The organism is Lacticaseibacillus jixiensis (genome assembly GCF_042847315.1).
Lineage (GTDB): Bacteria > Bacillota > Bacilli > Lactobacillales > Lactobacillaceae > Lacticaseibacillus > Lacticaseibacillus jixiensis.
The window spans coordinates 48,174-66,202 of sequence record NZ_BAAFPR010000015.1 but is presented as its reverse complement, the minus strand read 5'-3'; the positions used below and the strand labels follow the sequence as shown (position 1 = coordinate 66,202).

The window sequence follows — 18,029 nt, the reverse complement described above, 5'->3', positions numbered from 1 at the left end:
GAAGATGGAATAATCTGCGGGAGCAGTAATGTGAGAATCAAAAACGTCACATTATCTCGGCGAAACAAAGGCGTTTCAATCCGAAACAATGTGACGAATGGTGGCCGAAATAGCGTGCCGCGCGACACGTTTTGAAGAATATTCATAGACAGTGTCTCTGAATACTTGAGAGCACTGAATAACCACTCCATAAATTAGACGACCACCGCCTGCCAGCGTGTGGATCGGTATTTTTATGCGATATGAACGCTAAAAAGACGCCACCCGATAAGGTGACGCCGATCCCTGCCCGCAATCTGTAAAGTTCTGGAACCATTTTCTGGTAATCTCTGGTAATCCACACCCTATTCTGGCGTGGTCATCCGTTTGGTCATCTTTTTGCTCAAAGTGGTGGCATTTCAGCTACGTAAAATAAACAAAAACACCGGTGTCACAGGCTTTATAGCCACTTGTGAAAACCGGTGTTTTATATCTTCTGGGTGGTCAGGGGATCGAACCCTGGACCCACGGATTAAGAGTCCGTTGCTCTGCCAGCTGAGCTAACCACCCATATACTGCATTGCCTTTTGACAACTCAAATAGTATAGCATGGCCAAAGTAGACGATGCAAGCTTTTTTTATGGTAAATCTTGCAGGTGCTGGTCAATGCGGCGCAACAAGGTCAACAGCTGCTGCTTCTCTTGTGGGGCCAGTACGCTGCTGACTTGGGCTTCCAATTGGCCGAATTCGCCTTGAACGGCGTCGACTAAGGTTTGGCCGGCTGGGGCCAAGAACAATTGCTTCTGGCGCTCGTTATCGGCAGGGATCCGGCGGATGATCAGCTGCTTGTTCTCCAAGACCTTCAAGACGTTGGTGGTGGTGGCGTCTGGCTTGGCGAGGTATTGCGACAAGTCCTTCTGGATGACGCCTGGGTGGCGCCAAATGAAGACTAAGGTGCGCGCTTGGATGATGTTGAGGCCGCGCGCTTTCAAGCCAGTTTGGATGCGTGCTTGCTCTTGGCGCGTGACGCGGTAAAGTTGTTCGACTAATTCGTCGGTGGTCCCGAAGTCCATATGCGTCGCCTACCTTTCTCGTGGTTAATTCTAGGCGATATCGCAGGCATTGACAAGTTCAAGCAGCATGTGTATCATTCACTTGTATTTACAAGTAAAAGGGGAAGATCATATGTCATTAACTTTAGCCCAAGAAGAAGCGACTCGTCACGAATTAGCGGCCAACTTAGCCAAGACCCATTTGAGCCAAGCAGCAGTGGCCCAAGCTTTGGACACCACGCCTGAGCGCATCGCTGAGATCATGGCGCTCAATCCGCGGCGCTTAGAAGACCCGTGGATCGTGCGCAACTATCTATTAGAGCAGTTGCAGGCGCAAGGCGTCACACCGGTGCCATTCACCGCATTGGTTGGCGACTATCACAAATATTGGTTCTTAGACGGCAATTACATCGACCGCAGACGCATCGCTTAATTGAGTACCGGCCCTTCCAAAGCAAAGGGGCCGGTTTTTTTGGACAAAAGCGGGCGATTGTCCAATGCGCCAGCCGCTATGAACGCGCTACCATAGACTTGTAAGCAGAAAGGATGGTCATCATGAAGAAAAGTTGCGTATTGATCACGGCAGTGGCAGCACTGGCCGCAGCGGCTGGCTACTTGACCGCTAAGCACATGGAATTATTCAAGACAGACGAACACGATTACGACGAATTCGAATCATAATAGGGGGCATTCAGATGATCAAACATCAAGCAGTAATGATCGGCGCCGGTTTGGCCAATATGGCTGCCGCCGTGTATCTGATTCAAGAAGGGCACTGGGATGGCTCGGCCATCACTTTCTATGCCATTGATGACCACGGCTCCAACGATGGTGCCGTGACCTTGGACACAGTGGATGAATATTGGAACAAGAATCATCCGATGGAAAATACCTTAGGCTATGTGGCCCGCGGCGGGCGGATGTTGAACTATCGTACCTATGTGGACTTAATGGACTTGCTGAGCCGCATTCCGTCGGTCACCGAGCCGAACATGACAGCCGAAGAAGACACCCGCGACTTTGATGCCAAGCATCCGACTTTTGACAAAGCGCGGCTGCTGCAAGGCGGCAAAGGGATCATTAATGCCGGCAAGTTAGGTTTGGACAACAAAGACCGGCTGTTGTTGACCAAGTTGGTGATGATGCCGGATTCGCAAGAAGAACAACTCGACAATGTGTCCATCGCCGATTACTTCAAAGATTCCCCGCATATGTTTTCAACCAACTTCTGGTACATGTGGGAGACGACTTTTGCTTTCCGCACCCAAAGTTCCGCCCAAGAGTTGCGGCGGTATATGCATATGATGATCTATGAGTTCACCCAAATCGAGCATCTCGTCGGCGTCAACCGCACCCGCTACAACCAGTTCGAATCGATCATGCTGCCGCTGATCAACTACTTGAAGGCGCAAGACGTCAATATCGTCTTAAATAAGCGCGTTACCGCCATGCAGTTCAAAGATACCAAAATGGGCGATGAAATCACCGTCACCGGCTTGACCATGACCGATACCGTTACCGGTGAAGAAGAAAATGTGGCGATCGACAACGACACCGCAGTGATCTTCACTAACGGCTCAATCACCGATTCTGCCACCCAAGGCGACATGGATCACGCTGCGCCTGAGAATCCGGATTACGGCGCGGCAGCCAGCTTGTGGCGGCAAGTGGCCGGCCAATTCTATAACCTGGGCAATCCAGACAAGTTCTTCGCCGATCGCAATGCGTCGGAGTGGGTCTCTTTCACCTTGACTTCCAAGAATCACTTGTTGCTCAACGAAATCGCGCGGATCACAACGCAAGTGCCAGGCAACGCGTTGAACTCCTTCTTGTCCACGCAAGCGATCACGCCGCTGGGCCAACAAGACGTTAACATGTCCATTGTGGTGCACCATCAGCCGCACTTCACTACCCAGAAGCCTAACGAAACCGTCTTGTGGGGCTACTTCTTGTATCCGCGCCGGCGCGGCGAGTTTGTCGATAAGCCTTACATTGAAATGACTGGTCGCGAAATGGCTGAAGAATTGATCGGCCAATTGTCCAAAGTCGACCCAGGCCCGGTCAACATCATGACCAAGAAAGACGCGATCATGGACGCCATCGTCAACAACATTCCTGTCTACATGCCATACGCCAGCGCCTTGTTCAACAACCGCGCCAAAGCCGACCGGCCGAAGGTGATCCCGGCACATGCCACGAACCTCGCGTTCACTGGTGAATTCGTCGAGCAGCCGTTCCAGATGATCTTCACCGAACAGTCTGCGGTACGCTCAGGCGAAATCGCCGCATACCACTTCGCCGGCATCCCGATGAGCAAGCTGATCAAGACACCGCGTTATGACAAGGATCTGAAGACGCTGGCTAAAGCCACTAAGAAAATGTTTAGTTAACCCCAGAGCGAAGCAGCCCGAACTTAGCGGTGGATATAAGGCGGGATGACGTTTGGGCGAACTTGGCCCAAGCGGCGTCACGACTTATATCACGCCGCGTTGGGCTGCGCAGCTCGACGATACCCCAGAGCGGAGCAAAGCGGTTCTAGCGGGTCAATTAGCCTAGCCCTCGCGCTTGTGGCGTACTTTGCCGCGAGTGCGGGGGCGTAGCTAATTGTACCCGCGTTGCTTTGTGGAGCTCGACGAAAACCCCAGAGCGGAGCAAAGCGGGTTTAGCGGGTCAGGTAGCCTAACCATCGGGCTTGAGGCGCACTTTGCCTCGAGTTTGATGGTGTAGCTAGCTGTACCCGCGTTGCGCCACGCAGCTCGACGATACCCCAGAGCGGAGCAAAGCGGTTTTAGCGGTGGATATAAGGCGGGATGACGTTTGGGCGCACTTGGCCCGGAGCGGTGTTGCTCCGGCGCGCGGGGCCGGTGAGACGGTGCAGGCGGTGCGGCCGGCTCCAACCACGCCAAGTGCGCGTGTTTTCCACCTAAGAATTTAGCCGTACGTTCGCTTTGCTCACCTGCGCGTCTAAATTCTTGCCGCAATCAGCGCAGCGAGCCAAGCCCAAACCGCTTGTCTCACTGCGCTGATCGTTTCACGGCCTGACCGTCTCACCGACCCCGCGCGCCTACGCAACACCGGTCCTACGATTGGTGAATCGGGATATTAGATTGCACGATGAAGGAACCCAACGCAGGTTTGGTGATATGTGTAAGCTGACTTGAACTGACGGCGAGTTTTACACAGCTCGATGCTCAAGGCCGATCCCGTATCGTGACGTTTCCCAGGAAATATTTCTCGGGACTAAGAAGTTTAAGCAATGAGCTCCCAGTCGTGTTGAATACAGTAAAAAGTCTGCCGATTCCGTGCATTAATGCAAGGAATCGGCAGACTTTTGCGTATCGATAGATTGTTTCGCTTATTGGTGAAAGACTTATAGCAAATGTTCCAGCCCAACCACCAAAGTATCGAGGGTTTGGACTTTCTCAATGGCCACGGCGACACCGGACATGAAGGACTTGCGGTCAAAGGAGTCTTGGCGAATGGTCAACGCTTCACCAGGTGCACCGAATAAGACTTGTTCATGGGCGACATAACCTGGCAGCCGCACCGCGTGAACTGGCACGCCGTCGATTCTCTCGCCATGGGCGGGATCGTCGGTGGTTGGCCGCGGGTCGCTGGTACGGGCGGCGGCGATCATTTGGGCGGTGGCTTTGGCGGTGCCTGATGGGGCATCGAGCTTGTCTTCATGGTGCATTTCGATGACTTCTGCGTCTGGGAAGTACTTAGCCGCTTGGGCAGCGAATTGCATCAACAATACCGCGGAGATACCGAAGTTTGGCGCAATCAAGCCGCCAATATGCAGCTTAGCGGCTTGTTCGATCAAGCGCGCCTGATCGGCTTGGGCCATGCCGGAAGTGCCGACCACTGGATGCATGCCGGCGTTTAAGGCGGCTTCGATGTTTGAGGCAACTGCTTTTGGGGTAGTGAAGTCGACCCAAACATCGGCGACGCCAGGTTCGATTTGATCGTAAGTCGACCACACCTTCACGTCAGAAGCTAAACCATAAGCGGCAGGGTCCACGGCGACTACCGGGTTGAAAATGGCAGTCAGCTTGAAGTTGTCATGGGTCTTGAGCATGTTGACGACATTCTGGCCCATGGCACCGGGAAAACCAGCAACAAGTACATTGATCATTGAGCAGTGACCTCCTGAGATAATGCGGTAAGGGATTCGACACCAAGCTTTTCGGCCAGGCTTTGTTCTTGTGCTTTGCTCAATGGCAATAGCGGCAGGCGCGGTGTGCCAACGGCAAAGCCGGCAGCATTTAGCGCGGCCTTAGTTGGCGCAGGGGATGGCCAAGCAAACAAGGCGGCCATCTTCGGCAACAAAGCGCGCTGCAGTTGGGCCACAGTGGTCAAATCGCCGCGACGCAAGGCGGCTAGCGCTTGGGCCATTTGGGCACAATACAAGTGGCTGGCCACAGAGATCACCCCGGCGCCGCCTAGTGTTTGCACCTGAATGAATTGAGCGTCTTCGCCGGTCCACACGTGAAAATCAGCCGGGGTGGCATCAACGATTGCGGCAAATTTGTTCAAGTCGCCGCATTGCTTGATGCCGGCGATGTTGGGATGCTTGGCCAAAGTTGCAACAGTGGCCACTTGCATGTCCACGCCGGTGCGGCCAGGAATGTTATAAATCACCACTGGGACGCTTGCAGCGTCGGCAATGGCGGTGAAATGGGCGATCATGCCAGCTTGATCAGGCTTGTTGTAATAAGGCACCACCGCTAACAAGCCGTCGACGCCATCAATGGCTGAAACTTCTTGAGCCAAGGCGACGCTTTGCTTGGTGTTGTTGGAGCCGACGTTGGCGATCACGGCGCCGCGCTTATCGACGATTGCGGCAAAGCGCTTGAATAATTCCAGCTTCTCTGCATGCGTCAATGTCGGTGATTCACCGGTGGTGCCGCCAACGACGAAACCGTCGCTGCCTTGTGCTAACAGGTGGTCGACCAGCGCGGTCAACACATCATAGTCAATTTCGTCATTTGCATCAAACGGTGTGACGATCGCCGTGATCAATTCTGCATTCAACATGATGAGTCCTTCTTTCAATATCACGCCACAAGTTACTCAGCCATCCGGTAGGTCATAAAGCCGCTGATCGCCGCCACCCCAGGGGCAATGGCGGCTTCATCAGGCGCCAAAGCTGCGGTGTGGAGTTCGTGGGTATCGTTGACCCCTAGCCAAAACATTGTGCCAGGGATCTTGTTTAATAAGTAGCCAAAGTCTTCGCCAGTCATGACGCCAGGGGTGTCGATGAAGGTGACCTCTGGCTGGTTTTGCATGTAAGTGATGAAGCGCTTGGTCGTTGCGGGGTCATTTTCCACTGGGTAGTAACCGCCTTGGTTCAACTCGATGTTCACGGTGCAATCAAAGCTTTCTGCCACGCCGGCAGCCACTTGGCGCAGGCGCTTTTGCAAGTATTCCAAGGCTTGTTGGGTGAAGCCGCGCAAGGTGCCTTCGATGCGGGCGTTGGCGGCGATGACGTTTCTGATCGTGCCGGCTTCGACTTTGCCTAAGGTGATCACCGCTGAATCTGTTGGCGCAATGTTGCGCGCCACAATGCTTTGCACTTGGGTGATGAAATAAGCCGCAGCCACTACTGCGTCATTGGCATTCTGCGGGAAGGCGGCGTGACCGCCGCGGCCGATGATGTCAACGTTGATTTCGGTGGTGCCGGCAAACAAGGTGCCCATGGTGGTGCCGATCGCACCAGCCGGCAAATCAGGGCGGTCATGCAAGCCATAGAATTCATCGACATGCCATTCGCCTGCAAATACACCCAGATCATACGCGCGCTTGCCGCCGTATTCGGCTTCTTCTGCCGGTTGGAAGAAGAAGATCAAGTTGTCTTGCGGCTGCTGCTTTGCAAAATGGGCCAGCACCCCTAAGGCCACCGTCATATGGATATCGTGCCCGCAAGCATGGGCGATGCCAGGATGTTGTGACGCGTAAGGCAAGCCCGTGGCTTCTTCAATCGGCAGCGCATCGATGTCTGCGCGATAACCCAGCGTGCGCTTAGGCGCTTGGCCTTGGACTTTGACCAGCAAAGCCGTGGGCAATTCCGGGATCTCGCGGATGGTGAGATACGTTTGCGGCAGGCTTTGAATGATGCTTAACAAGTAAGCGTGGGTTTGGGTTTCATGCAAAGCCAATTCTGGGATCTGGTGCAAATGGCGGCGGATCTTGATGAGGTCTAACATAGGCTCACAGCTTCCGCAATGCGTCGACTAAGGCTGTTTTGTCGCGAGTTTGGTCGTTGGCGACTTTGATCACCTTGGCTGGGACGCCGGCGACGACGGCGTTTTCCGGTACGTCTTCAATGACCACAGCCCCGGCTGCCACCACTGCGCCGGCGCCGATTTGGACACCTTCTAAAACCACGGCGTTGGCGCCGATCATCACGTTATCGCCAACGCGCACCGGTTCGGCGCTGGCCGGTTCGATCACGCCGGCTAAGACAGTGCCGGCACCGATGTGGCAGTGTTTGCCGACTTGCGCGCGGCCGCCAAGCACAGCGCCCATGTCGATCATGGAACCGTCGCCGATTTCGGCGCCGATGTTGATGATGGCGCCCATCATGATCACGGCGTTATCGCCAATGGCCACTTGGTCGCGAATGATCGCGCCAGGTTCGATGCGGGCGTTGAAGTTGCGCACATCAAGCAGCGGTACGCCGGTGTTGCGCCCGGCGGCTTCGACGTATTGGTCTTTGATTGCCGCAGCGTTTTGTTCAAGCACTGGCTTGATCTGCGCCCAATCGCCGATAACCGTACCTTGATGCTTGCAATAGAAGGTGTGCACCGATTCGGGAAAATGCAGCTGGGTCAAGTCGCCTTTAAGGTAAACTTTCACCGGGGTGGTTTTCTTGGAATTGGCAATGGTGTTGATCACAGTTTGGGTGTCTAAAGTTGGCATGTGAGTTGTTTCCTTTCCTTATTAAAAGCGGCGATCAGTTTTGGCTGTCATAGCGTAAATCATTGTGGATCAGATCCGCATAGGTTTCATGGCGCACGACCAGTTGGGCGTGGCCGTTTTCGGCAAAGACGACAGCGGGGCGGGGGTTGCGGTTGTAGTTGGAAGCCATTGAGTAACCGTAAGCGCCAGTGGCCAGCACCGCCACCACGTCGCCAGCCTTGGTGGCAGGCAGCTTGGCGTGATCGATCAAGATGTCGCCGGATTCGCAATACTTGCCGACCAAATGCACATCTTCAACAGCCGGCGCATGCGGCGCATCTGCTTTAACCGCTTCGTATTCGGCTTGATACAACGCCGGGCGAATGTTGTCGCCCATGCCGCCGTCAACGGCGACATACGGCCGCAAGCTTGGCACATCTTTGCGGCTGCCTACGGTGTACAGCTGATAACCGGCCGGGCCGACAATCGAGCGGCCTGGTTCGATCCACACGGCAGGCGTGGCAAAAGGCAAGTCTAAGCCTTTTAACGTCTTTAAGATCGCTTCAACAAAGTCTTCGGCTGGCAGCGGTTCGTCGCCTTCAACATAGCGAATGCCAAAGCCGCCGCCAACGTTTAAGACCCGCGGCACAAAGCCCAGCTGCTTGTGCCAATCAGTTAAGATCGAAGCCAGCTTCTTGGTGGCGCCGATGAAGCCGTCTAAGGCGAAGATCTGACTGCCGATATGGGCGTGAATGCCTGACACATCCAGTTGCGGATTAGCTAAAGCACGGCGAGCGGCTTCTAAGGCTTGGCCGGAGTCGACGTCAAAGCCGAACTTGCTGTCGGTTTGACCGGTGGAGATGTAAGCGTGGGTGTGGGCGGAGATCCCAGGCGTCACCCGCAACAAGACGGCTTGCTTGCGAGCTGGTTCTGCTTGCAGCAACTCACCAAGCAGATCCAGTTCATCGAAGTTATCGATGATAATGGTGCCGACATGAGCGGCCAAGGCTTCTTGCAGTTCTTGGCGCGACTTGTTGTTGCCATGGAAGGAAACATCTTGCATTGGGAAATCTGCAGCAATGGCGGTGGCCAGCTCGCCGCCGGAAACGACATCGACATGGCAAGCTTCTTGGGCGGCAACTTGATACATTGCGATGGTCGCGAAAGCTTTGCTGGCGTAGCTCACGGCGTAATCCACGCCTTGTTCTTCAAACACCCGCTTGAACGCGCGGATCTGGCGGCGAATGGCGCCAACGTCATAGACGTACAATGGGGTATGGAATTCTTCGGCGATGTCTAAGGCATCAACATCACCAATGGTCAAATGGCCTGCAGCATTAGTTGTGATTGACATGGTAGTACACTCCTTTATGGCTGAGACAAAAAATAAGGCCCTTTTGTTTGGTTGCTACCAAACAAAAGGGTCCCATTGTGGGTCGATCGTCTGGATAGCGCCCCGCCAATATTGTTGGCGACAGTGTAGCCGCTTTTCACGTCTACCCCAACAACTGACGTCACCACAACGTCAGCGTTTCGGCGACCGCCCCTTTCAGCCGATGTCATTGCAGCGTGGACTGCTCGATCGGCGTACTATTGTTGGTCGCAACCTCTATCTCGTATTTATCATGAGTCTATAATAAAACTCGGCGTTCGTCAAATCGAATTTGCCCAATTATTGCCCCAAGCGGCCTGGCGCGGGCTAAAAATATATTTTGTTCTAATAATGGCCGGCAAAAATGCCACATTTTTGCATTAGTCGCGCTAGGCGTCGTGGCGAATGTGTGTTAGACTTCTTCTCAAAATCACAATTATTCACATCATTTACTCATGACGGGGGCGTTTCTAATGCGCGTAGTTAAGTTCGGCGGGTCCAGTCTGGCCGATGGCACACAATTTGATAAGGTCGTGGCGATCATGAAAGCCAACGCCGCACGCCAGGTGGTAGTCACCAGTGCACCTGGCAAACGGTATCATGACGACATCAAAGTCACTGACTTGTTGATCACTTATGCCAAACAGGTCCAAGCTCATGCGGAATACGCCGCGACGGTAGCGGCGATCGTTGAACGCTACCGCCAAATCGCCGCGCATTATTTGCTCGACGATGACGTGATCGCCCACATTCACCAAGAAATCGCGGATTTGGCGCATGAACAATTCAAGAACGCCGATTATCAAATGGCTGCCTTCAAGGCTCACGGCGAGAAGCTCAACGGCTACTTGTTATGCGCAGTGCTTAACGCCAGCGGCATCAAGGCCGCTTATGGCGAACCTAAGACTATTGGCTTAACCGTCAGCGATGACCCTAACGACGCAGAGGTCCTAGCAACCACTTACGCGCATTTGGCCAAGTATCAGCGGCCGGATGGGATCTTGGTGGTGCCAGGCTTTTATGGCTATACCGAAGCCGGTGCGATCGCGACGTTTTCTCGCGGCGGTTCGGATATCACCGGGGCGATTTTGGCGCGCGGCTTTGATGCTGAGTTGTATGAGAACTTTACTGACGTGGATGGCGTATTTGCCGCCGATCCGCGGGTCGTGAAGAACCCGGCGCCGATCGCCACCATGACTTATCGGGAAATGCGGGAGCTGTCTTATGGCGGCTTCGGGGTGTTCCATGATGAAGCGATCTTGCCGGCCATTGACGGGCAGATCCCGATCAACTTGAAGAACACCAACGAACCTGACCACCCAGGCACCATGATCGTGCCGGAAGCCGGCTTCACCCCGCAACATGCGGTGACTGGCATTGTGTCCTCGGATCACTTCTCCGCGATTTATCTGCATCGCTACTTGTTGAACAAAGAAGTCGGCTTCACCTTGAAGCTGCTGCAGATCTTCTACGAACACGGTATCAACTACGAACACATGCCCAGCGGGATCGATGACTTAACCATCATCATCGACAGCCGCCAATTAACACCTGATATGCGCACCGAATTATGCCAAGAGATCCAGGATAAAATGCACCCAGATGTTTTGCAATGGATCGACGACTACGCCATCACCATGGTGGTAGGCGAAGGCATGGCCAAACGCATCGGCTTGATCCAGCGGGTGCTTGCGCCGCTGGTTCAAGCCGGCGTGCATGTCACCATGATCAACGAAGGCGCCAGCCAGATCAGCTTGATGCTTGGCACCTCTAAACGCCAAGCCAACGCTGCAGTCAAAGCGATTTATAACGCGTTCTTCATTCCAGTCAACCAACAAATGGAGGGATAACATGGCCCAATTATTGAAAGTTCACGGCTCCGACAATGCCTTCTTCTTGCTTGATCAAACCCGGCTGGCTCAGCCGCTTGATGCCGCAACGCTGATCGCGCTGACCAAGCGCCTCACCGATCGCCAAACCGGGTTGTTAGGCGGCGCTGATGGCATGCTGGTGGTGTCACAAGCACCAGATGCGGCAGGACGCATGACGGTGATCAACAGCGACGGCACTTACGCCAAGATGTGCGGCAACGGCTTGCGCACCGTCAGCCGCTATCTCAGCGAACAAACCGGCCAAGATGAATTTACCGTGCAGACTGAAGAAGCCAAGCTGCGTGTGCATCGCGCCGCACCATTGGCCCAAGGCGTGCCGGCCTTTGGCGTTGAGATCTCACCAGTCAGCTTCGAACAAAAGGCGCTGCCTTTTGCCCAGCTTGGTCACACCCAGATCATTGACACAGTACTTGAAGCGCTGCATCCCAGCTTGCACTTCACCGCTATTGCCGTACCAAATCCGCATTTGATCGCTTTTGTCCCAGAAGCTGAGCTGAATGGATCAACCTTAGGGGACTTAGGCAAGCGCCTGAACGCGCCGAACCCGTACTTCCCAGAAGGGGTCAATGTAACGTTTGCCACGATCACTGGCCAATCCGAGATCTTCGCGCGGACTTATGAACGCGGCGTGGGCTTCACCAACGCTTGCGGCACCGGGATGTCGGCTACCAGCTTGGCATTGGTCTTGACCCATCCAGATGTTGCTGAGAAAAACCAGCCGATCACGGTTTATAATCCAGGCGGCATGGTGCACACTGTGGTTCATCAAGAAGCCGACGGGCGCTATTGGATCGAATTGATCGGCAACGCCACCGTGACTGACGTGGTGACGATCCCAGACGCCAGCTTGGTCCAAGGCACATTTGATGGCGCAACGACTCGCGCCACTGGTGAAACCGCCGATTATACCGCTTTTGTCGCCAGCTTACCATATCGCGGCTTAGTGGCCACTGTTTAAACACAAGGATCTTTAGGAGGAAATCGCATTATGAGTGGATATCACGTTGCAGTTGTCGGGGCTACTGGCGCAGTAGGCACCCGCATGTTGAAAATGGTTTATGAATCTCCGCTGGAAATCGCCAGCGTTCGGGCTTTGGCTTCCAAGCGCTCAGCCGGCAAGCAGGTCGCTTATGGCGACAGCCAAGTCACCGTTGAAGAACTCACCGATGACAGCTTTGAAGGCATCGACATCGCCTTGTTCTCAGCTGGCGGCTCAGTATCCAAGCGCTTTGCGCCAAGTGCCGTGAAAGCCGGCGCGATCGTGGTCGATAACACCAGTGCCTTCCGGATGGATCCAGCCATTCCGCTGGTGGTGCCGGAAGTCAACCCAGAAGCGCTGCGCAGCCATCATGGCATCATCGCCAACCCGAATTGCTCCACGATCCAAATGGTGGTGGCTTTGGAGCCGATCCGCAAAGCCTTTGGCCTCAAGCGCATCATGGTGTCGACTTATCAAGCCGTCGGTGGTGCCGGCCAGCGCGCGCTGAACGAATTAGCCGCAGAATCCAAGGCTTATCTTGAAGGCGATGTGTCTAAGGTGACCCCGGAGATCTTGCCGGCTGCTGGTGACAAGAAGCATTACCAAATGGCCTTCAACTTGCTGCCGCAAATCGACGTCTTTGAAGATGACGCCTACACCCATGAAGAATGGAAAATGATCCACGAAACCAAGAAGATCATGCAAGGCGACATGGATGATCCAGCACTGAAAGTCACCGCCACTTGTGTCCGCGTGCCGGTACCGGTTTCCCATGGTGAAGAAGTGTATTTTGAAGTGGAAGACAAAACTGCCACTGCCGATCAGATCCGCGAAGCTTTGACCGGTGCGCCTGGGGTGATCGTGCAAGACGACCCGGCTAATCAGATCTATCCGCAGCCTGCGATTGCAGAAGGCACGCGGGAAGTCTATGTTGGCCGCATCCGTCCTGATGCCGAAAACCCTGGCTTCTTCCACATGTGGAATGTCAGCGACAACTTGCTCAAAGGTGCCGCCTGGAACTCCATGCAAATCGCCGAAACCATGGATGCCATGGGTTTGATCCAGCCTAAGTAAGCAACGTTGACGTGAAGGCCGGGCAAGTGCTGCTGCGCGTCGCGGGAAAAGCGTCGGCGCGGCCGGAAACGACGCCCCAGCTGCCCCCGGTCGCCGTTTCCTACAACTTTCGATTCAGACTACGATGGTTATCGATCAAACGTTGAGTGATGAATACTCAGACTGCTTACGGTTGATATCGTGTGGTATGCCATTGGCCTTCTTGACGCTATTAAGCTGACGCCCAATGCGGCCACACAGCGTTATTTTCTACAACGTGCGATATTGCTGATCGTTTATCGCTATTAAATGTTGCTCTGCCAGTACGCTAACCGATGACGTATGATGTAGGGCAGGGGCTGCGGAGTGTCGTGGGGAAAGCGGTGGTCAGGCCGCGAAACAATCAGCACAGTGAGACAAGCGGTCTTTGCTTGGCTCGCTGTGCTGATTGCGGCAAGAATTGAGACAAGCAGGTGAGCGAAGCGAGCGCCTGGCTCAATTCTTAGGCAGAAAACGCGCGTACTTTGCGCGGTTGGCGCCGGCCGCGCTGCCTGCGCCGCCGCTTTCCCCACGACGCGCAGCAGCCCCTGCCCGGGCATTTCAGACGAATTGAACATTATCGACCCCCAAAACCGCGAAACCGGCTGTGGGGGCCGTTTGTGTTTGGTGGGGCACTTGCTTGATGCACGCCTGAATGTAGGAAGTATGGTAGAATGGCTTAAGATATGATTAACTTTGCCGCAAGCAAACGCTTAGGCATTGTGAAAGTGAGTAAACGCGCAATGAAGAAACTTTTAGCCAAGATCAAATTGCCTTCGTTCCTGGAAGACTACCGCTTGCGGTATGCCATTGTTGGGATCATAGGCTTGGCAGTGCTAGACGTGATCGCTGCTAGTTTCGTACGGCCGTTTCTGGCGATCTTGATGTTTGTGTTCTTGATCGCGTTGGTGGCAACGGTGTTTTACGCTTTGATCACGATCAGCGACAACACCAACAAATATATTTCCAACCTCGCCTACCGCATCAAACGCGGTGAACAAGAGGCGTTGATCAAGATGCCAGTGGGGATTTTGTTGTACAACAAAGACCTCGAAGTGGAATGGGCCAACCCTTATTTGCAGCAGTATTTTGGCGATGAGGATCTTTTGGGCCAGCCGCTTTCGGCCATTGATGAAGAATTAGGCAAGCTGGTGGCGGCCAATCTGGACACCAACACCTTGCAAACCATTCACTGGGGCGATCACGACTTTGAAATGATCATCCAGAAATCCATCGGCGTGGTGTATTTGATGGACATCACCCGCTATGCCAAAATCGAAGCGCGCGCGGAGAACGAACGCGTGGTGATCGGGCAGCTGTTCTTGGATAACTACGATGAAATCACCCAAACACTGGATGATCAAACCGTCACCAACTTGAACTCTTATGTCACCAACGAATTGTCCAATTGGGCCAACCACTATGGCATGTTCGTCAAGCGTATCGCCAATGACCGCTACTTGATGGTGGCGTATGTGCAAGCGTTAGAAGCCGTGGAACAAGATAAGTTCAAGATCTTGGATACCATTCGGGTGGAAACGTCCAAGCAGAATTATCCGCTGACGTTGTCGGTGGGGATCGCTTATGGCGACACCGACTTGGCACGCTTGGCGATCACGTCGCAGTCTAATTTGGACTTGGCGTTAGGCCGTGGCGGCGACCAAGTCGTGGTGCGGGCCAAAGGTGAACAAGCCCGCTTTTATGGCGGCAAAACCAACCCGATGGCCAAACGGACTCGGGTGCGGGCCCGCATGATCGCCCAGGCCTTGCAAGAATTATTCAAGCAAACCGACAAGATCTTCGTGGTCGGCCATGCTCGGCCGGATATGGATGCCGTGGGCGCAGCGTTAGGCATTCGGCGCATTGCGCAAATGAATGGCAAAGACTGTTATGTGGTGATCAATCCTGAGAACTTGCATTCTGATGTGGAGCGCTTGATGAGCCGCGTTGGCCAAGATCCAGAAATCGCCAATGCCATCGTCACCCCGGAAGCGGCGCTGGCGCAAGCGACAGATCAAAGCTTGTTGATCATGGTGGATCATTCCAAGCCGTCGATCACCACCGCGCGGCAATTATACGACCGCTTGGCGGCGCGGACGGTGATCATCGATCACCATCGCCGCGGCGAGGAATTCCCGGACAATCCGATGCTGGTGTATATCGAACCTTATGCCAGTTCGACGTGTGAGCTGATCACTGAAATGTTCGAGTATCAGCCCACCAATGCTTCTGGTATCAACAAGCTGGAAGCTACAGCGATGTTGGCTGGGATCACGGTGGATACCAAGTCCTTCTCACTGCGGACTGGGACGCGGACTTTCGATGCGGCCAGTTACTTGCGGTCAGTCGGGGCGGATGGCTTGTTGGCGCAGAATCTGCTTAAAGAAAGTGTCGCCAGCTACATTCAGAAGAATCACTTGATCGATAGCGTTGAAATGATCAGTGACAATATGGCATTATGTATGGGTGAAGAGCACACCCCATATGATCCGGTGATCGCCGCGCAAGCTGCCGATACCTTGTTGTCGTTAAGCGACATCGATGCCAGTTTCGTCATCACGCGCCGGCCGGATCAACGAGTGGGCATTTCTGCGCGCTCGCTAGGTGACATCAACGTCCAAGTGATCATGGAAGCCCTTGGCGGCGGCGGCCACTTGTCTAACGCCGCGACGCAAATCGAAGGCAAAACGATCCAAGAGACGCGCCAAGCTTTGCTTGATGCCATCGCGCAAGAAGAAGCACGTGATTAACATACAGGAAAGAAGGAAGCAACATGAAAGTCATTTTTACCCAAGATGTGCGCGGTAAAGGTAACCGCGGAGAAGTCAAAGAAGTACCAGACGGCTACGCCCAGAACTTCCTGATCAAGAATGGCAAAGCCAAGCCTGCTACGCCGCAAGCCATGAGTGCTTTGCGCGGCCAACAACGGCTGGAAGAGAAGAAAGAAGCCGAACATAAAGCCGAGGCCGAAAGCATCAAGGCCTTGCTGGAAGACGACAAGCATATTGTTGAGATCCAATCCAAAGCCGGGGATGATTCGCGCTTGTTTGGATCGATCCCGTCTAAGCAAATCGCCCAAGCGCTGGATAAGCAATACCAAATCAAAGTCGACAAGCGCAAGATGGATCTGCCAGAGCCGATCAAGACGCTGGGCTATCGCAACGTGAAGATCAACTTGTATCCAGGCGTTGAAGCCACGATCCGTGTGCACATCACCGCGCAGAAATAATTTTTCCAGCACCAAACGGCTGTTCGACCGGGTTTGCGGCGAAGGGCCGTTTTTTGCTGTATTGTTGAAAACTCGCTGGTAAAGTACAATGGATGGGATAACGATCAGGAGGCGCATGATGGATAATCAGCAGATCCGGCGGACCCCGCCGTTCAACAAAGAAGCTGAACAAGCCGTGCTCGGCGGCATTTTCTTAAATCCGGGCAAGTTTGTTGACGCGGCAGAATATGTCAGCGACACAGATTTCTATGTGCGCGCCCACAAGCTGATTTTCGCCGCGATGACGGCGTTGTCTGAGCGCGAAGAAGCCATTGACGTGGTCACGGTCCATGATTATTTGGACAGCCATAACCAGCTGGATGATATTGGCGGGGTAGGCTATGTGGCCGAGCTGGCCGATGCCGTACCCAGCGCCGCCAACATGGTGTATTATGCCAAGATCGTCGCTGAAAAGGCGCAGCTTAGGCGTTTAATCGACACGGCTGAAGGGATCGCCGCGCGCGGTTACGATGATCAAGCCGATGTGCCGGCGCTGTTGGAAGAAGCGTCAGATGAGATCTTGCAAGTCGCTGATACCGGCAATCGCTCAGGGTTTCGCCCGATCAAAGACGTGCTGAATCAGGCGATGGAAGAAATCGACAAGCTGTATCAGAATGATCAAGAGATCACCGGTTTGCCTACCGGCTTCAAGGATCTGGACAAGATCACCACCGGCTTGCACGCCGGGGAACTGGTGATCATCGCGGCGCGCCCGGCGGTGGGGAAAACCGCCTTTGTCTTAAACATCGCGCAGAATGTCGGCACCAAAACCGACAAAACTGTGGCGATGTTCTCTTTGGAAATGGGCGCCGAACAGCTGGTCAACCGGATGTTGTGTTCAGAAGGCAGCATCGATGCCAACCACTTGCGCACCGGCCAGCTTAACGAAGAAGAATGGCAGAATTTGATCGTGGCCATGGGCAGCCTGAGCCAAGCCAGTGTGTACATCGATGACACGCCAGGCATTCGCATGGCCCAGATCCGCTCGCAATGCATGAAGCTGGCCCAAGAACGGGATTTAGGTTTGGTGATCGTCGATTATTTGCAACTGATCGAAGGCTCCAACCAAGAAAATCGCCAGCAACAAGTTTCCGCGGTATCGCGAGGCTTAAAGAAGCTGGCCAAAGAACTGGGTTGTCCGGTGATCGCGTTGTCTCAGCTGTCGCGTGGCGTGGAACAGCGCCAAGACAAGCGCCCGGTGCTGTCGGATATTCGTGAATCTGGTTCTATCGAACAAGATGCCGATATCGTGGCGTTCTTGTATCGTGAAGATTATTATCGCGATGAAGGCGACGACGATGACAATGACAACAACGGCGGTTCAGGCCAGCAAGACGATGATAATGACGTCGGTGAAGTCGAAGTGATCATTGAGAAGAACCGTTCCGGTGCGCGCGGCACGGTGAAGTTATTGTTTGTGAAGTCCTACAATAAATTCTCTTCAATCGCCTATCAGCCGGGGATGTAATTGAAACACGATAAGACAAGAGGAAAG

The 18,029-nt window shown here is 54.0% G+C and carries 15 protein-coding genes, 1 tRNA gene and 1 riboswitch; of the genes, 9 read left to right on the top strand and 7 right to left on the bottom strand.

Going from position 1 to position 18,029, the window contains the following annotated elements; translation table 11 throughout:
- Positions 1-476 precede the first annotated feature (476 nt).
- A tRNA-Lys gene (locus ACGG90_RS10240) sits at positions 477-549 on the bottom strand.
- 68 nt (positions 550-617) lie between these two features.
- Entirely contained in the window at positions 618-1,052 is a 435-nt protein-coding gene (locus ACGG90_RS10235) for a MarR family winged helix-turn-helix transcriptional regulator (protein WP_390409116.1), read from the bottom strand.
- Positions 1,053-1,164: 112 nt separating this feature from the next.
- Here ACGG90_RS10235 and ACGG90_RS10230 point away from each other — a divergent pair, with 112 nt between their 5' ends.
- The 3 genes from ACGG90_RS10230 (at position 1,165) to ACGG90_RS10220 (ending at position 3,421) form a co-directional block, all read left to right on the top strand.
- A complete protein-coding gene (locus ACGG90_RS10230; RefSeq protein WP_390409114.1) occupies positions 1,165-1,464 on the top strand; it encodes a DUF2316 family protein in 300 nt (99 codons plus the stop codon).
- Positions 1,465-1,586: 122 nt separating this feature from the next.
- A complete protein-coding gene (locus tag ACGG90_RS10225) occupies positions 1,587-1,712 on the top strand; it encodes a hypothetical protein (protein ID WP_390409112.1) in 126 nt (41 codons plus the stop codon).
- Between the two features lie 14 nt (positions 1,713-1,726).
- Entirely contained in the window at positions 1,727-3,421 is a 1,695-nt protein-coding gene (locus ACGG90_RS10220; RefSeq protein ID WP_390409110.1) for an oleate hydratase, read from the top strand.
- Positions 3,422-4,401: 980 nt separating this feature from the next.
- On the opposite strand, the gene dapB is transcribed toward ACGG90_RS10220, so the two are convergent.
- Genes dapB through lysA form a run of 5 tightly spaced genes read right to left on the bottom strand, consistent with a single transcriptional unit; the run spans position 4,402 to position 9,285 of the window.
- On the bottom strand, positions 4,402-5,166 hold the full coding sequence (dapB, locus tag ACGG90_RS10215; protein WP_390409109.1) for a 4-hydroxy-tetrahydrodipicolinate reductase: 765 nt from the start codon (positions 5,164-5,166) through the stop codon (positions 4,402-4,404).
- Positions 5,163-6,068 (bottom strand): 4-hydroxy-tetrahydrodipicolinate synthase, encoded by a 906-nt coding sequence (gene dapA / locus ACGG90_RS10210; RefSeq protein WP_390409107.1) that lies wholly within the window; start codon positions 6,066-6,068, stop codon positions 5,163-5,165. Before dapA ends, dapB begins: the two co-directional genes overlap by 4 nt.
- Before the next feature lie 32 nt (positions 6,069-6,100).
- Complete coding sequence (locus tag ACGG90_RS10205; protein WP_390409105.1) at positions 6,101-7,237, bottom strand: N-acetyldiaminopimelate deacetylase; 1,137 nt, start codon at positions 7,235-7,237, stop codon at positions 6,101-6,103.
- Positions 7,238-7,241: 4 nt separating this feature from the next.
- A complete protein-coding gene (gene dapD, locus ACGG90_RS10200; RefSeq protein ID WP_390409103.1) occupies positions 7,242-7,952 on the bottom strand; it encodes a 2,3,4,5-tetrahydropyridine-2,6-dicarboxylate N-acetyltransferase in 711 nt (236 codons plus the stop codon).
- A 34-nt stretch (positions 7,953-7,986) separates the two neighbouring features.
- Positions 7,987-9,285 carry a diaminopimelate decarboxylase gene (gene lysA, locus ACGG90_RS10195; RefSeq protein WP_390409101.1) on the bottom strand — a complete coding sequence of 433 codons (1,299 nt, stop codon included), beginning with the start codon at positions 9,283-9,285 and terminating at the stop codon, positions 7,987-7,989.
- Positions 9,286-9,372: 87 nt separating this feature from the next.
- A riboswitch (Lysine riboswitch) is annotated at positions 9,373-9,551 on the bottom strand.
- Positions 9,552-9,776: 225 nt separating this feature from the next.
- On the opposite strand from lysA, the gene ACGG90_RS10190 reads away from it, so the two are divergent.
- The 6 genes from ACGG90_RS10190 (at position 9,777) to dnaB (ending at position 18,002) form a co-directional block, all read left to right on the top strand.
- Positions 9,777-11,153, top strand: coding sequence for an aspartate kinase (locus ACGG90_RS10190; RefSeq protein ID WP_390409100.1), 1,377 nt, complete (start codon positions 9,777-9,779; stop codon positions 11,151-11,153).
- A 1-nt stretch (position 11,154) separates the two neighbouring features.
- Positions 11,155-12,153, top strand: coding sequence for a diaminopimelate epimerase (gene dapF / locus ACGG90_RS10185; protein WP_390409098.1), 999 nt, complete (start codon positions 11,155-11,157; stop codon positions 12,151-12,153).
- 30 nt (positions 12,154-12,183) lie between these two features.
- Positions 12,184-13,248 (top strand): aspartate-semialdehyde dehydrogenase, encoded by a 1,065-nt coding sequence (locus tag ACGG90_RS10180; RefSeq protein WP_390409096.1) that lies wholly within the window; start codon positions 12,184-12,186, stop codon positions 13,246-13,248.
- Positions 13,249-14,009: 761 nt separating this feature from the next.
- Complete coding sequence (locus ACGG90_RS10175; RefSeq protein WP_390409095.1) at positions 14,010-16,016, top strand: DHH family phosphoesterase; 2,007 nt, start codon at positions 14,010-14,012, stop codon at positions 16,014-16,016.
- A 23-nt stretch (positions 16,017-16,039) separates the two neighbouring features.
- A complete protein-coding gene (gene rplI, locus ACGG90_RS10170) occupies positions 16,040-16,495 on the top strand; it encodes a 50S ribosomal protein L9 (protein WP_390409093.1) in 456 nt (151 codons plus the stop codon).
- A gap of 118 nt (positions 16,496-16,613) precedes the next feature.
- On the top strand, positions 16,614-18,002 hold the full coding sequence (gene dnaB / locus ACGG90_RS10165; protein WP_390409091.1) for a replicative DNA helicase: 1,389 nt from the start codon (positions 16,614-16,616) through the stop codon (positions 18,000-18,002).
- The last annotated feature ends 27 nt before the right edge of the window (positions 18,003-18,029 follow it).

Bases quoted from the DNA above. Each gene is read 5' to 3' on its own strand.
- ACGG90_RS10235 (WP_390409116.1), bottom strand. From the start codon at position 1,052: ATGGACTTCGGGACCACCGACGAATTAGTCGAACAACTTTACCGCGTC.
- ACGG90_RS10230 (WP_390409114.1), top strand. From the start codon at position 1,165: ATGTCATTAACTTTAGCCCAAGAAGAAGCGACTCGTCACGAATTAGCG.
- ACGG90_RS10225 (WP_390409112.1), top strand. From the start codon at position 1,587: ATGAAGAAAAGTTGCGTATTGATCACGGCAGTGGCAGCACTGGCCGCA.
- ACGG90_RS10220 (WP_390409110.1), top strand. From the start codon at position 1,727: ATGATCAAACATCAAGCAGTAATGATCGGCGCCGGTTTGGCCAATATG.
- dapB (WP_390409109.1), bottom strand. From the start codon at position 5,166: ATGATCAATGTACTTGTTGCTGGTTTTCCCGGTGCCATGGGCCAGAAT.
- dapA (WP_390409107.1), bottom strand. From the start codon at position 6,068: ATGTTGAATGCAGAATTGATCACGGCGATCGTCACACCGTTTGATGCA.
- ACGG90_RS10205 (WP_390409105.1), bottom strand. From the start codon at position 7,237: ATGTTAGACCTCATCAAGATCCGCCGCCATTTGCACCAGATCCCAGAA.
- dapD (WP_390409103.1), bottom strand. From the start codon at position 7,952: ATGCCAACTTTAGACACCCAAACTGTGATCAACACCATTGCCAATTCC.
- lysA (WP_390409101.1), bottom strand. From the start codon at position 9,285: ATGTCAATCACAACTAATGCTGCAGGCCATTTGACCATTGGTGATGTT.
- ACGG90_RS10190 (WP_390409100.1), top strand. From the start codon at position 9,777: ATGCGCGTAGTTAAGTTCGGCGGGTCCAGTCTGGCCGATGGCACACAA.
- dapF (WP_390409098.1), top strand. From the start codon at position 11,155: ATGGCCCAATTATTGAAAGTTCACGGCTCCGACAATGCCTTCTTCTTG.
- ACGG90_RS10180 (WP_390409096.1), top strand. From the start codon at position 12,184: ATGAGTGGATATCACGTTGCAGTTGTCGGGGCTACTGGCGCAGTAGGC.
- ACGG90_RS10175 (WP_390409095.1), top strand. From the start codon at position 14,010: ATGAAGAAACTTTTAGCCAAGATCAAATTGCCTTCGTTCCTGGAAGAC.
- rplI (WP_390409093.1), top strand. From the start codon at position 16,040: ATGAAAGTCATTTTTACCCAAGATGTGCGCGGTAAAGGTAACCGCGGA.
- dnaB (WP_390409091.1), top strand. From the start codon at position 16,614: ATGGATAATCAGCAGATCCGGCGGACCCCGCCGTTCAACAAAGAAGCT.